Consider the following 14,201-nt stretch of genomic DNA (forward strand, 5'->3'; position numbering starts at 1 on the left):
CCCCGGACCGAGACGGCCTAGGCCGCGGCGGCCGGCTCGTCCTCTCCGGCGAAGGTCCGCCACAGCTCCGCGTACCGGCCGCCGCGCGCCAGCAGTTCGGCGTGGGTGCCGTCCTCCGCCACCCGGCCGCGGTCCATCACCACGACGCGGTCGGCGCGCGCGGCGGTGGTCAGCCGGTGCGCCACCACGAGGGTGGTGCGCTTGCCCGCGAGCCGGTCGGTGGCCTGGTTGACCAGGGCCTCGGTCGCCAGGTCGAGGGCGGCGGTGGCCTCGTCGAGCAGCAGCACGTCCGGGTCCACCAGCTCGGCGCGGGCCAGCGCGATCAGCTGGCGCTGGCCGGCCGAGAGGTTGCGCCCGCGTTCGGTGACGGTGTGCAGGTAGCCGCCGTCGAGGGTGGCGATCATCTGGTGGGCGCCGACCGCGCGCGCGGCGGCCTCCACCTCGGCGTCGCCCGCCTCGGGCCGACCGTAGGCGATGGCGTCGCGCACGGTCCCCGGGAAGAGGTACGGCTCCTGGGGGACCACCCCGAGCCGGTGGCGGTAGCCCGTCAGGTCCAGCTCGCGCAGGTCCGTGCCGTCGGCGGTGACCCGGCCGGACGTCGGATCGTAGAACCGGGCCACCATCTTGACCAGCGTGGACTTGCCGGCCCCGGTCTCGCCGACGAAGGCGACGGTCTGGCCGGCCGGTATGCGCAGGCTGATTCCGGCCAACGCCTGTTCCTTCTCGCCGCGCTCCTCGGCGGTGCCGTACCCGAAGTGGACCTGCTCGAAGGCGATCTCGCCGCGCAGCGCCGGGACGGGCCGGGGGTCGGCCGCGCGGGGGGTGCTGGTGGGCTCGCGCAGCAGGCCCTGGATCCGGCCGAGGGAGACGGTGGCCTGCTGGTAGCCGTCGAAGACCTGGGAGAGCTGCTGGACGGGGGCGAAGAACAGGTCGATGTAGAGGAGGTACGCGACCAGCGCGCCCGTGGTGAGCGTGCCTGCCTCCACCCGGCCCGCGCCGACGATCAGCACGGCGGCCGCGGCCCCGGAGGACAGCAGCTGGACGAAGGGGAAGTAGACCGATATCAGCCACTGGCCGCGGACCCGGGCCTCGCGGTACGAGTCGCTGCGCTCCTTGAACCGGGCGGCTCCGGCGCGCTGGCGGCGGAAGGCCTGGACGATGCGCAGCCCGGCCACGGACTCCTGGAGGTCTGCGTTGACCAGGCCGACCCGGTCGCGGGCGAGCTCGTACGCAGCCACGGACCTGCGGCGGAAGACCACGGTGGCCAGGATCAGGACGGGGAGGGTGGCGAAGACGATCAGGGCCAGCTCGACGTCGAGGACGAGCAGGGCGATCAGGATGCCGAAGAAGGTGAAGACGGAGACGACGGCGGTGACGAGCCCGGTCTGCAGGAAGCTGGACAGGGCGTCCACGTCGGTGGTCATCCGGGTCATGATCTTGCCGGTCAGCTCGCGCTCGTAGTAGTCGAGGCCGAGGCGCTGGAGCTGGGCGAAGATCTTGACCCGCAGGGCGTACAGCACGCGCTCGCCGGTGCGGCCGGTCATCCGGGTCTCGGCGAACTGCGCGGCCCACTGGGCGACGACCACGGCGAGCGCGAGCCCGGCGGCCACCCAGACGGCGGCCAGTGCGGCCTGTTCCACGCCCTTGTCGATGCCGTGCCGGATCAGGATCGGCAGGAGCAGTCCGGAACCCGCGTCGACGGCCACCAGGCCCAGGGATATGGCGAGCGGCGCCCAGAACCCGCGCAGCAGGCGGCGCAGGTTGTAGCTGTCCTCGGCGGACGCGGCGCGGGTCTCGTCCACGTCCGGGGTGTCGTCGGCAGGCGGCAGCGCCGCCACCTGGGCGAGCAGCTCCGGGGTGGCGGGCATGCCCGCCGGGGCGGTGGTCTTCTCGTCCGCCTCCTCCTGTCGCTGCCAGAGCCCGGGGGTGATCCCGCCGGACACCCGGCGCTTGGCGTTGACGGGCTCGGAGTCGATCTCCGCTTCGAGCTCGATGTCCCGTTCGATGTCGCGGTCTAGCTCGCGCTCGAATTCGCCCATGGCAGGGGCCTCGGGGGTGCGCGGCGAACCGGCGCCCAGCGCGTCCGGGTCGGTCAGCAGCCGCCGGTACAGGACGGAGCGGCGCTCAAGCTCCTCGTGCGTACCGATGTCGGAGAGCCGTCCGTGGTCCAGTACGGCGATCCGGTCGGCGAGCGCGAGCGTGGAGCGGCGGTGGGCGATGAGGAGGGTGGTGCGGCCGGCCATGACGGCCCGCAGCGCCTCGTGGATCTCGTGCTCGACGCGGGCGTCGACGGCGGAGGTGGCGTCGTCGAGGAGCAGCAGCCGGGGGTCGGTGAGGATGGCTCGGGCCAGCGCGAGGCGCTGGCGCTGGCCGCCGGAGAGGGTCAGGCCCTGCTCGCCGACCTTGGTGTCGTACCCGGCGGGGAGGGCCTGGATGAACCCTTCGGCCTGGGCGGCGCGGGCGGCCGCCCCGATCTGCTCGTCGGTCGCGCCGGGGTGCCCGTAGGCGATGTTGGAGCGGATGGTGTCGGAGAAGAGGAACGAGTCCTCGGGCACCAGCCCGATCGCGGAGCGCAGCGAGTCGTAGGTCAGCTCGCGCACGTCGTGCCCGCCGATGCGGACGGTGCCGTGGTCGGCGTCGTAGAAGCGGGGCAGGAGCAGCGAGACCGTGGACTTCCCGCTGCCGGAGGATCCGACGAGGGCGACGGTCTCGCCTTCCGCGATGGCGAGCGAGAACCCGTCCAGGACCGGCCGCTCGGGGTCGTACCCGAACCGCACGTCCTCGAAGGAGACGGTGGCGGGCGCGTCGCCGGGCAGGGTGTGGGTGCCCTCCTCGATGACGGGCTCGGTGTCGATCAGTTCGAACACGCGCTCCGCGCCGGCGCGGGCCTGCTGGGCGACGGTGAGGATCATGGCGAGCATCCGGACCGGCCCGACGAGCTGGGCGAGGTAGGTGGAGAAGGCGACGAAGGTCCCCAGCGTCACCTGCCCCCGGGTGGCCATCCAGCCGCCGAGGGCCAGCATCGCGACCTGGCCGAGGGCGGGTACGGCCTGCAGCGCGGGGGTGTAGCGGGAGTTCAGCCGGATGGAGCGCATCCGCCCGGCGAACAGCCGGCGGCCGGCGTCGCGGAGCTTGCCGGTCTCCTGCTCCTCCTGGCCGAAGCCCTTGACGACGCGGACGCCGGTGACGGCCCCGTCGACCACGGTGGCGACGGCGGCGGCCTGGCTCTGGGCGTACCAGGTGGCGGGGAAGAGCTTCTTGCGGCTGCGCTTGGCGATGAACCAGAGCGCGGGGGCCATGAGCAGCGCGACGAGGGTCAGCAGCGGCGAGAGCCACAGCATGATCCCGAGGGATATTCCGAAGAGGAGGAAGTTCCCGATGGTCATGGGCAGCATGAAGAGCAGGCCCTGGATCAGCTGGAGGTCGCTCGTCGCCCGGCCGATGACCTGGCCGGTGGAGAGTTCGTCCTGCCTGCGCCCGTCGAGGCGGGCTATGGAGTCGTACATGTCGGTGCGCAGGTCGTGCTGCACGTCGAGGGCGAGGCGGCCGCCGTAGTACCTACGGATGTAGGTGAGCACGTAGACGAGAACCGCCGCGCCTATGAGCATCCCGGCCCAGGGGCCCATCGGCTTGCTCTTGTCCCCGATGACGTCGTCGAGGATCACCTTGGTGACCAGCGGGACGAGCGCCATGACGGCCATGCCGCCGAGCGAGGAGCCGAGCGCGAGCAGCACATTGACCTTGTAGCGCCAGGTGTAGGCGGCGAGCCGCCTCCCCCACCCCTGTTTGTCCCCAGCCGCCGTTCCCGCCGCCGTAGCCACGTACTGCCTCCCCGTTCGTCCTGTCCTGCCGGAAGCGCCAACGCTCCGACCGGCGGATTTCATCCCGCCGCAACAATTCGAACTGGGTTGCGCGGATCCCGCGCGCGGGAGCTACGGGGCGTCGAACTCGTACTCCAGGACGTACGCGGAGGCGTCGAGGACCATCTCGTTGACCTCGACGACCCGACCGTCGGCGGCGAAGGCCGTACGGACGACCAGGACGACGGGGGTCCCGGCGGCCAGCCCGAGGCTCGCGGCCTCCTCCGTATTGGGCATCCGCGAGCGGACCTCCTCGCGGAAGCGCGCGGGCTTGTGGCCGAGCTCGGCCAGTCGGGCGTAGATGCCGCCTGGGCCGGTGTCCGGCTCGGTGATCGGCGTGCCCGCGACGAGGGCGGCGTCGAGGTACGAGGTCGCGTGCATGACGGGCGTGCCGTCGAGCAGGAACCTGCGGCGGCGGACGCAGGCCGTTGAGCCGCCCGGGAGCCCGAGTACGGCGGCGACGGCGTCGGGCGCGGTCTCCTCCGTGACGGAGAGCAGTTCGACGACGGGTTCCCGGTCCTCGGTGTCGGCGGCCCAGATGGACCGCCCCTCGCCCCAGACCCCTTCGGCCAGCCGCTGGATCCCCCGGCGCCGGATCCGTCGGAACTCCCGGACGAAGACCCCGGCGCCCTTGCGCGCTTCGGTCAGCCCCTCGGCCTGGAGCACCCCGAGCGCCTGCCGCGCGGTCATCCGGGCGACCCCGTACGTGCTCATCAGGTCGTTCTCGCCGGGCAGCCGGTCCCCGGGGCCGTACTCGCCGGACTCGATGGCGTCCTTCAGTGCGGCAGCGATGCGCTGGTACTTGGGCTGCCGTACGGCGCCATCACTCGGCATGCGGGTCCTCCCTGATCATCTCTAGTCATCCTAGGCACCGCATCGCGCCAAAGAGGCGGCACGCACGCCACCGCACGACATCCGCCGACATCTCTAGAGAATCCCTTGACCCGCCCAACCACCGGGTCGCTTCACTGGAGGAATTATCTCTAGAGAGGTGACTCCATGACGTTGGTGCACGCCGATGAGATCTTCTGGCTGCTGCCCCGCAGCCATCACGCTCCGCGAAGGGCACGCGCAGAGCTGCGCAAGCAACTCACCGAGTGGGGCGTAGACACGGAGGCGGCCGAAACGGCGGAGCTGCTGCTCTCCGAGCTGGTCACGAACGCCGTACGGCACGCCCGGGCCCCGCAGGGCCGGGACATCGGAGTCCGGCTCGCCTGCTACGACGGGATGCTGCGCGTGGAGGTCGCCGACGCGGGAGACCCCGTCGAGCTGACCCCGCGGGCCGCCGCCGCGTGGGACGAGCGGGGCCGCGGGCTCGCCATCGTCGCCGCGCTCGCCGTGCGCTGGGGGCAGTGCCCCCGGCGGCACGGGATCGGGAAGGCCGTGTGGGCCGAGGTCAGAGGTGCGTCGGGGCGAACATCTTGAGGGTGGCCGGGAGGACCAGGACCGAGGGGCCCGGTTGGGCGAGGGACTTCGCCAGGTCCTCGCGGAGGGAGTCCGGGGTGGTGGTGGTCGCCGGGATGCCGAAGGCGGATGCCAGGGTCACGAAGTCGGGGCGGGTCAGGGTCGTGCCCGTCTCGCAGCCGTACTCGCGCAGGATGCCGTAGCCGCCGTCGTCCACGATCAGCCAGGTGACGTCCAGGTCGTGTTGGCGGGCGGTGGCCAGGTCCGCGATCGAGTACATCGCGCCTCCGTCGCCCGAGACGGCCAGGACCGGGGTGCCCGGTTCGGCGAGGCAGGCGCCGAGGGCCGCCGGGAAGGCGTAGCCGAGGCCGCCCGCGCCCTGGGCCGAGTGCATGGTGTTGGGGTGCTTCGGGTCGAAGGCCGACCAGGCCCAGTAGGACAGGATCGTCATGTCCCAGAAGGACGGGGAGCGCGCGGGGAGGGCTGCGCGGATCGAGGCCAGGAGCTGCTGCTCCAGGGTCACGTCCTGGGTCGCCAGGCGGGACGAGACGGCGGACAGGAGTGCGCGGACCCGGTCCGGGGCGGTCGGGTCCTCGCGCTCGGCGACCGTCTCCAGGAGCGCCTGGAGGGCCAGGCGGGCGTCCGCGTGGATGCCCAGGGCGGGGTGGTTCGACTCCAGCTTGCCCAGGTCCGCCTCGATCTGGACGACCCGGCCCTCCGGGAAGAACGTGTGGTAGTTGGAGCTGAGTTCGCCCAGGCCCGAGCCGACCACCAGCAGGACGTCCGCGTCCTCCAGGAAGTCCGTCGTGTGGCGGTCCTCCATCCAGGACTGGAGGGAGAGCGGGTGGTTGCAGGGGAAGGCGCCCTTGCCGCCGAAGGTGGTGACGACCGGCGCGCTCAGGCGTTCCGCCAGTTGCTTGAGCTTGCCCGCCGCGTCCGAACGGATGACTCCGCCGCCCGCGATGATCACCGGGCGCTCCGCGTTCTCCAGCCAGTGCGCGGCCAGCGCCGTCAGCTCCGGGCGGGGGGCCAGCTCGTGCGGGGTCGCGTCCACGCCCGTGACCTGGGGGACGACGGTTTCCGCGCGCAGGACGTCTTCCGGGATCTCCACCCACACCGGGCCGTGCGGCGCCGTCAGGGCCGATTCCCAGGCCTCCGCGATCACTGAGGGGATCTGGGAGGGGGTCCGGGCCTTGTGGACGGACTTGACCACGTCGCGGAAGGAGGCCGCCTGGTCCCGCAGCTCGTGCAGGTGGCCGCGCCGGCCGCCGCCCAGGCCCGGGGTCGGGACCTGGGAGGAGATCGCCAGGACGGGGGCGGAGGCCGCTGCCGCCTCGGCGAGGGCGGGCAGGGCCATCAGCGCGCCCGGGCCGGTGGACAGGAGGAGGGGAACCGCCTCGCCCGTCATCCGGCCGTACGCGTCGGCCGCGAAGGCCGCGTTGTTCTCCGTACGGAGTCCGACGAGGGAGAGGTCGGAGCGGCCGACGGCGTCGAAGAGGGCCAGGGCGTGCTGCCCCGGCAGTCCGAAGACGGTGGTGGCGCCGAGCGAACGCAGCGTCTCCACGACCAGGTCCCCGCCCGTGCGCCCCGGCGGCGGCGCGAGCGCTGCCGCCTTCTGGGCTTCGGTGGGACGGAGTACCAGGTCGTGGTCGTGCGTCACGTGCGTTTGCTCGCCCTTCGTGCTGCTTACTTCGCCTTCGCCGCCGCGATCTGACGGCTCATGATCGTGGTCAGCTCGTACGCGGTGTGCGAGGCCGCGACCGAGGTGATCTCCGCGTGATCGTACGCCGGAGCGACCTCCACGACGTCCGCCGAGACCAGGTTGCAGGAGGACAGGCCCCGGATGATCTCCAGCAGCTCGCGCGAGGTCATGCCGCCGGCCTCGGGGGTGCCGGTGCCGGGCGCGTGCGCCGGGTCCAGCACGTCGATGTCGATCGAGATGTAGAGGGGACGGTCGCCGATGCGCTGGCGCAGCTGGTCGGCGATCTCGTCGGCGCCGCGCCGGTAGACGTCGGCGGAGGTGACGATGCCGAAGCCCATCTTGGCGTCGTCGTCCAGGTCCTGCTTGCCGTACAGCGGGCCGCGGGTGCCTACGTGGGACAGCGCCTCGGTGTCGAGGATGCCCTCTTCCACGGCGCGCCGGAACGGGGTGCCGTGCGTGTACTCGGCGCCGAAGTACGTGTCCCAGGTGTCCAGGTGCGCGTCGAAGTGCAGCAGTGCGACCGGGCCGTGCTTCTTGGCGACCGAGCGCAGGAGCGGGAGGGCGATGGTGTGGTCGCCGCCCAGGGTCATCAGGCGGGAGCCCGCGCCGATCAGCTCGTCGGCCGCGGCCTCGATCGTCTCGACGGCCTCGTTGATGTTGAAGGGGTTCGCCGCGATGTCGCCCGCGTCGGCGACCTGCGCGAGCGCGAACGGGGAGGCGTCCTGCGCCGGGTTGTACGGGCGCAGCAGACGCGAGGCCTCGCGGATGGCGTTGCCGCCGAAGCGGGCGCCGGGGCGGTAGGAGACCCCGGAGTCGAAGGGCACGCCGACGACGGCCACGTCCGCCTTGCCGCCGACCTCGTCGAGGCGGGGCAGCCGGGCGAAGGTCGCGGGGCCCGCGTAGCGCGGGATGCGGGAGGAGTCGACGGGGCCGCGCGGCTGCGTGCTCATGAGGGGGTGCCCTTCTGGATGACTGAACGGTGCGGTCCTTCGAGCGTACGGCGCGGTCCGGCTCGCCCGAAGTGTAGGTTTCATCCATAGAGCGGCCTTGAAATGTACGGAGTATCCATGCCGGAGCTTCCAGAAGGAGCCCCTCCCACCACACCGGTGCCGCTGGCGGCACTGGGGCTACGGGTGCTGGCCGGGCCGGAAGCGGCCGAGGTGCACGGGGTGCACGCCTCCGAGATGGCCGACCCCTCCCCCTACCTGCTGGGCGGGGAACTGCTGCTCACCGCGGGCGCCTGGTCCGGGGACCCCCGGGAGTACGTGGGCCGGCTGGTCCGGGCGGGGGTGGCCGCGCTCGGCTTCGGCGTGACCCCGGTGCACGAGCGGGTCCCGGAGGAGCTGGTGGCGGCCTGCGCCGCGGCCGGGCTGCCGCTGGTGGAGGTGGAACCGGGAACCCCGTTCGCGGCGGTCGCGCGGACCGTGTGGCGGCTGATGGCGGAGGCCCGGACCCGGGGGCTGCGCCGGGTCGCCGAGGCCCAGCGGTCGCTGGCGGCCGCGGCCTCCCGGCCGGACCCGGTCCCGGCCGTCCTGGGACGGCTGGCGGCCGCGCTGGGCGGGCACGCCGAACTGGTCGACCCCTCCGGTCCCGACGGCCCGGCCGCGCAGACCTCCGAACGGGCCCTCCCGCCGCAGGTGCGCGAGGCCCTGGACGCGCTCGCCGCCCGGGTGGGCGGCAGCGGTCCGGTGACCGCGACGGACACCGCGGCGGGCTGGCACCTGACCGCCTACGCCCTGGGCCGCAGGGCCGCCGCCCGGGACACCGGTGGCGGGGGCCCGGGTACGGGCGCGGGTACGGGTACGGGTACGGGTACGGGTACGGGTACGGGCGGCGGCGCGCCCGGTCCGGTGCTCCTCCTCGCCACCCCGGAGCGGACCCCCGACGACCACACCATCGCGGGCGCCGCCGCCGTCCTCCTCACCCTGCTCACCACCCCCCGGCAGGCCGCCGCCGGAGCCGGCGCGCGGTCGGCGGCCCTGCTGTCGCTCCTGTTGGGCAGGCCGGCCGCCGAGGCGGCCGCACTGCTGGGCCCCGGCCCGTGGACCGTGGCGCACGCCCGGCCCCTGCCGGGGGCCGGGGCCGGCGACCCGGAGGCCGTGGCGGCCCTGGCCGAGAGCCTCGGCGCGACCCTCGCAGCCCCCACCGGCGCCGGCGGGACCGTACGCCTGCTCCTGGACCGGGAGCCCGCTCCGCTGTCCGGATGGCGGCTCGGCATCAGCGCCCCGGCCGCCGCCGGGGACCTCGCTGCGGCCGACGCGCAGGCCGCCGGAGCGCTGCGCCGGGCCGAAGCGGCCCGCGCGGCGCTGCTGCGGCACCGCGAGGGCGGCCTCGCGGCCCTCGTCGCGCCCGGTGCGGCCGAGGCCCATGCCCGTGCGCTGCTCGGTCCGCTCGGCCCGTCGCTGCGCGAGACGCTGCGGGTCTGGCTCACCCATCACGGCGGCTGGGACCGTACGGCGGCCTCCCTCGGCGTGCACCGCAACACCGTCCGCCAGCGCCTCGCGCGCTGCGCCGTGCTCCTGGAGCGGGACCTGGACGACCCGGAGGTCCGGATGGAGCTGTGGTTCGCACTGGGCACCGAGTCACGGTCCGGTGGGGGCCGGGACGCACATGAGTGAGGCGGCGCACGGCCACGGACTCTGGACAGGACAGACAACCCGCCAGTAACTTAATCTGAGCAAGCGCTTAGACCCAAGCCACCGATTGGGTAACCACGACGGCGCGCAACCACCCCCGCGAGAGCGGCGGCGGTTTAGCCGCAAAAAGGAGGGCCGGCCCGTGCGCCGTACCGTTTTCAACGAGGACCACGAGGCGTTCCGCGAGACCATTCGCGCCTTCATCGAGGCCGAGGTCGTCCCCGTCTACGACGAGTGGTTCGCGGCCGGGCAGGCGCCCCGCGAGTTCTACTACAAGCTCGGTGAGCTGGGCATCTTCGGCATCAACGTGCCCGAGGAGTTCGGCGGCGCGGGCCTGGACACCCACAAGTTCGAGGCCGTCCTCTACGAGGAGACCTCGCGCGCGGGCGTCCAGTTCGGCGGCTCCGGCGTGCACGTGCTGCTCGCCCTGCCCTACATCAAGATGCTCGCCAACGACGAGCAGAAGAAGCGCTACCTCGAGAAGTTCGTCACCGGCGAGGAGATGTGGGCCCTCGCGATGACCGAGCCGGGCACCGGCTCCGACGTCGCGGGCATGAAGACCACCGCCAAGCTCTCCGAGGACGGCACGCACTACGTCCTCAACGGCTCCAAGACCTTCATCACCGGTGGCGTGCACGCCGACCGCGTGATCGTCTGCGCCCGCACCTCCTCCCCGCGCGAGGACGACCGCCGCTTCGGCATCTCCCTCTTCGCCGTGGACACCAAGTCCGAGGGCTACTCGATCGGCCGCAAGCTCGACAAGCTCGGCCTGCGCACCTCCGACACCGCCGAGCTGGCGTTCGTCGACGTCAAGGTCCCGGTCGAGGACCTGCTCGGCGAGGAGAACAAGGGCTTCTACTACCTCGGCGCGAACCTGCCCTCCGAGCGCTGGGGCATCGCCTTCGGCGCGTACGCGCAGGCCAAGGCCGCCGTCCGGTTCGCCCAGCAGTACGTCACGGACCGCACCGTCTTCGGCAAGCCGGTCGCGCACTTCCAGAACACCAAGTTCGAACTGGCCGCCTGCCAGGCCGAGGTGGACGCCGCCGAGGCCGTCGCCGACCGCGCCCTGGAAGCCCTGGACGCCGGTGAGCTCACCGCCGCCGAGGCCGCGTCCGCGAAGCTGTTCAACACCGAGGTCGCGCACCGCGTCATCGACAAGTGCCTCCAGCTGCACGGCGGGTACGGCTACATGAACGAGTACCCGATCGCCCGCCTGTACGCCGACAACCGCGTGAACCGCATCTACGGCGGCACCAGCGAGGTCATGAAGTCGATCATCGCCAAGTCGATGGGCCTGTAAGGGTCCGTCGGGACAAGGGACTTACCCTTCCCCTCATGAACGAGGCACTGACGACTCTCCTCGATCTGCTCGACCTCGAGCAGATCGAGGAGAACATCTTCCGCGGTACCAGCCGTTCCGCGCTGGTACCGCGGGTCTTCGGCGGCCAGGTCGCCGCCCAGGCCCTGGTCGCGGCCGGGCGCACCGTGCCCGAGGACCGTACGGCGCACTCGCTGCACTCGTACTTCCTGCGCGCCGGGGACCCGGGCGCGCCCATCGTGTACTCGGTCGACCGGATCCGCGACGGGCGCTCCTTCACCACGCGCCGGGTCGTCGCCGTCCAGCACGGGCAGCCGATCTTCCACCTCTCCGCATCCTTCCAGACGCACGAGGAGGGCCTCGACCACCAGGCCGCGATGCCCGACGCACCCGACCCGGAGACCCTTCCGACGGCCGCCGAATCGCTCCCCCTCTACCGCGAGGTCTTCCGCGACCCGGGCACCGTGGAGCGATTGATCGAGGCGCGCGGAGCGGTGGACCTGCGGTACGCGACGGTCCCGCCCTGGGGCAGCGTCGGCGAACCGGTCGAGGCGCGCTCGCAGGTGTGGTTCCGTACCGCCGGCAAGCTGGACAGCGCCGATCCGCTGCTGCACACCTGCCTGGCCACGTACGTCTCCGACATGACCCTGCTCGACTCCGTACTGCTCGCGCACGGGCGGGGCGGCTGGGCGGTCGGCGATGTCGTCGGCGCCTCGCTCGACCACGCGATGTGGTTCCACCGGCCGTTCCGCGCCGACGAGTGGCTGCTGTACGACCAGGAGTCGCCCTCGGCCGCCGCCGGGCGGGGCCTCGGCCAGGCCCGGATCTGGACCCAGGACGGCCGGCTGGCCGTCACCGTCATCCAGGAGGGTGTGGTGCGCGTCCCGCGCGCTTAGGGACGACCGTCCGACGTACCGTCGCTCCATGTCGAGCAGCAGCGGAAGTGAAGAGGAAAGCTTCGGCACGGTCGTCGTGGCCGTGGTCACCAACCTCGGCATCGCGGCCGCCAAGGCAGTCGGCGGGGTCGTCAGCGGGTCCAGCGCCATGCTGTCCGAGGCCGCGCACTCGGTCGCCGACACCGTGACCGAGGTGATGCTGCTGGCATCGCTGAAGCGCAGCGCGAAGCCGGCCGACGAGGCGCACCCGCTGGGGTACGGGCCGGAGCGGTACATCTGGGCGCTGCTGGCGTCGATCGCCACCTTCATCGGCGGCGCGGTGTTCGCGATCTACGACGGCATCCACACGCTGGTCCACGGGGAGGACCCGGGAAACCCGACGGTCTCCTACATCATCCTGGGCGTCGCCGCCCTCCTGGAGGGCTACTCGCTCCTGGTCGCCTGGCGACAGGTCAAGGGCGAGGCGGAGCGGATGCAGGCCCCGCTCGGGCTGTACGTGAAGCACACCCCGGACACGGCGGTGAAGGCCGTACTGCTGGAGAACGTGGCCGCGCTGATCGGCCTGGCGCTGGCGGCGGGCGGGCTGCTGGGCGCGCAGCTGACCGGGTCCGGCGTGTACGACGGGGTGGCCTCGCTGCTGATCGGGCTGCTGCTGGTGTGGGTGGCGTGGGAGCTGGGCCGCTCGAACGCGCAGTACCTGATCGGGCGGCCGCTGCCCGCCGCGATGCGCGCGCAGGTGCGCGAGGAACTGCTGTCGGTGCCGCACATCGAGGCGGTGCTGGAGCTGACCACACTGGTGCAGGGGCCGGCCGAAGTGCTGATCGCGGCGAAGATCGACTTTCACGACCTCGCCTCGGCCCGGCAGGTGGAGCAGTCGTGCGAGGTGGCGGAGGCCCAGCTGCGGGAGCGGTTCCCGGCGGTCCGCCGGGTGTACCTGGACCCGACGCCGACCCCTGCCGCCTCTAGCGCTACGCCTTCTCCGACGGACGGGCCTTGAGCTTGGCCCAGATCCCCTGCAGCGCGGCGATGTCGGCGTCGTCGAGCCGATCGTCGAAGACCTCGGCCAGCGCCTCGCGGCGGGTGGCGTCGGCCTCGGCGAAGGCCCGGCGGCCCGACTCCGTGAGGGCGATCCGGATCGAGCGGGCGTCGGTCGGCGACGGTATCCGCTCGACCAGTCCGCGGGCCTGGAGCGCGTCGGTGACGCGGGAGACCTGACTGCGGCTGAGCAGGGTCCTGGCCCCCAGCTCGGAGGGGGCGACCGGCTCCGTCTGGCCGTTGAGCCACAGCATGACCTCGAACCAGGACAGCGGCAGGTCGTGGTGGCGCGTGAGGGCCTGGTCCACCCGTGCGGTCAGGGTGGTGCCGGCCCAGACCAGTCCGTAGAAGGCGTGGTCGCGGGGGGTGAGACCGCCCATGGTGAGCTTGTTCTGCGCCATGCCGACCAGGATACCGGTTGCGTGCACACGCACACAGAGATAATGTGTGTGTGCACGCACAAACCTAAGGAGACCTCCATGGACGCCAACACCGCCGCCGGGACCACCGCCAAGACCGTCCTCATCACCGGCACCTCCTCCGGCATCGGCCTGGCCGCCGCCGTGGCCACCGCGCGGGCGGGCTGGCACACCGTCGCCACCATGCGCGACACCGGCCGGGCCGACGCCCTTCTGAAGGCCGCGAGCGAGGCGGGGGTCGGCGACCTGCTGCAGGTCAAGCGGCTGGACGTGACGGACGCGGCCTCGGTCGCCTCCTGCGTGGCCGAGGTCGTCGCCGAGCACGGGCGGCTCGACGCCGTCGTGAACAACGCGGGCGCGGGGTCCGTCGGCACCATCGAGCAGCAGGGCATGGAGCAGGTCCGCTCCGCCATGGAGGTCAACTACTTCGGCGTCGTCGAGCTCACCCGCGCCGCCCTCCCCCACCTGCGCGCGAGCGGCGGCCGCGTCATCACGGTCACCAGCGTCGGCGGGGTCGTCGGCCAGCCCTTCAACGAGTCCTACTGCGCGGCCAAGTTCGCCGTCGAGGGGTTCATGGAGTCGCTCGCACCCGTCGCCGCGACCGTCGGGGTCCAGGTCAGCGTCGTCGAACCGGGTGCCGTGACCAGCGAGTTCGTCGCGAGCCTGGGGCTCGACATCCCGGCCATGCTGGCCGAGGCCGGTCCGTACGCCCCCGCGCTGAAGGCCTACGTCGAGCGCACCACGCAGTCCTACGCCGGCGCCCAGACCTCCGAGGAGGCCGCCGCCCCGATCATCGCGACGCTGACCGCCGAGCGGGCCCCGTTCCGGGTCCAGACCTCGGACTGGGCCCGCGAGTTCGTCGCCCCCAAGCTGGCCGACCTCGACGGCTCGGCCGTACAGAACCTCACGGGCGGCTGGGTCCGGTAGGACC

At 72.7% G+C, this 14,201-nt stretch carries 11 protein-coding genes; 6 read left to right on the forward strand and 5 right to left on the reverse strand.

Features of this window, described 5'->3' with window-relative positions; genetic code table 11:
* Positions 1-17: 17 nt before the first annotated feature.
* Both AC3IYJ_RS14170 and AC3IYJ_RS14175 read right to left on the reverse strand, forming a co-directional pair.
* Complete coding sequence (locus AC3IYJ_RS14170) at positions 18-3,884, reverse strand: ABC transporter ATP-binding protein (RefSeq protein ID WP_489401653.1); 3,867 nt, start codon at positions 3,882-3,884, stop codon at positions 18-20.
* 48 nt (positions 3,885-3,932) lie between these two features.
* A complete protein-coding gene (locus AC3IYJ_RS14175; protein ID WP_489401654.1) occupies positions 3,933-4,694 on the reverse strand; it encodes a GntR family transcriptional regulator in 762 nt (253 codons plus the stop codon).
* 165 nt (positions 4,695-4,859) lie between these two features.
* Here AC3IYJ_RS14175 and AC3IYJ_RS14180 point away from each other — a divergent pair, with 165 nt between their 5' ends.
* The gene (locus AC3IYJ_RS14180; RefSeq protein WP_489401655.1) at positions 4,860-5,285 is read left to right on the forward strand and encodes an ATP-binding protein; all 426 of its coding nucleotides are present in this window, start codon (positions 4,860-4,862) and stop codon (positions 5,283-5,285) included.
* Here AC3IYJ_RS14180 and AC3IYJ_RS14185 read toward each other — a convergent pair.
* Entirely contained in the window at positions 5,257-6,924 is a 1,668-nt protein-coding gene (locus AC3IYJ_RS14185) for a thiamine pyrophosphate-binding protein (protein ID WP_489401656.1), read from the reverse strand. The two genes, AC3IYJ_RS14180 and AC3IYJ_RS14185, sit on opposite strands and share 29 nt — an antisense overlap.
* Before the next feature lie 26 nt (positions 6,925-6,950).
* Positions 6,951-7,916, reverse strand: a complete 966-nt coding sequence (gene speB / locus AC3IYJ_RS14190) for an agmatinase (protein WP_489401657.1) — start codon at positions 7,914-7,916, stop codon at positions 6,951-6,953.
* 117 nt (positions 7,917-8,033) lie between these two features.
* On the opposite strand from speB, the gene AC3IYJ_RS14195 reads away from it, so the two are divergent.
* The 4 genes from AC3IYJ_RS14195 (at position 8,034) to AC3IYJ_RS14210 (ending at position 12,813) form a co-directional block, all read left to right on the forward strand.
* On the forward strand, positions 8,034-9,584 hold the full coding sequence (locus AC3IYJ_RS14195; RefSeq protein ID WP_489401658.1) for a PucR family transcriptional regulator: 1,551 nt from the start codon (positions 8,034-8,036) through the stop codon (positions 9,582-9,584).
* Positions 9,585-9,744: 160 nt separating this feature from the next.
* Positions 9,745-10,902, forward strand: a complete 1,158-nt coding sequence (locus tag AC3IYJ_RS14200; protein WP_489401659.1) for an acyl-CoA dehydrogenase family protein — start codon at positions 9,745-9,747, stop codon at positions 10,900-10,902.
* Positions 10,903-10,937: 35 nt separating this feature from the next.
* On the forward strand, positions 10,938-11,816 hold the full coding sequence (gene tesB, locus AC3IYJ_RS14205) for an acyl-CoA thioesterase II (protein WP_489401660.1): 879 nt from the start codon (positions 10,938-10,940) through the stop codon (positions 11,814-11,816).
* Between the two features lie 28 nt (positions 11,817-11,844).
* Positions 11,845-12,813 (forward strand): cation diffusion facilitator family transporter, encoded by a 969-nt coding sequence (locus tag AC3IYJ_RS14210; RefSeq protein WP_489401661.1) that lies wholly within the window; start codon positions 11,845-11,847, stop codon positions 12,811-12,813.
* Here AC3IYJ_RS14210 and AC3IYJ_RS14215 read toward each other — a convergent pair.
* Positions 12,785-13,252, reverse strand: coding sequence for a MarR family winged helix-turn-helix transcriptional regulator (locus tag AC3IYJ_RS14215; RefSeq protein ID WP_489401662.1), 468 nt, complete (start codon positions 13,250-13,252; stop codon positions 12,785-12,787). The two genes, AC3IYJ_RS14210 and AC3IYJ_RS14215, sit on opposite strands and share 29 nt — an antisense overlap.
* A 78-nt stretch (positions 13,253-13,330) precedes the next feature.
* Between AC3IYJ_RS14215 and AC3IYJ_RS14220 the strand changes: the two genes are divergently transcribed.
* Positions 13,331-14,197 (forward strand): SDR family oxidoreductase, encoded by an 867-nt coding sequence (locus AC3IYJ_RS14220; RefSeq protein ID WP_489401663.1) that lies wholly within the window; start codon positions 13,331-13,333, stop codon positions 14,195-14,197.
* Positions 14,198-14,201 lie beyond the last annotated feature (4 nt).

Source organism: Streptomyces sp. GL_140 (genome assembly GCF_057834465.1).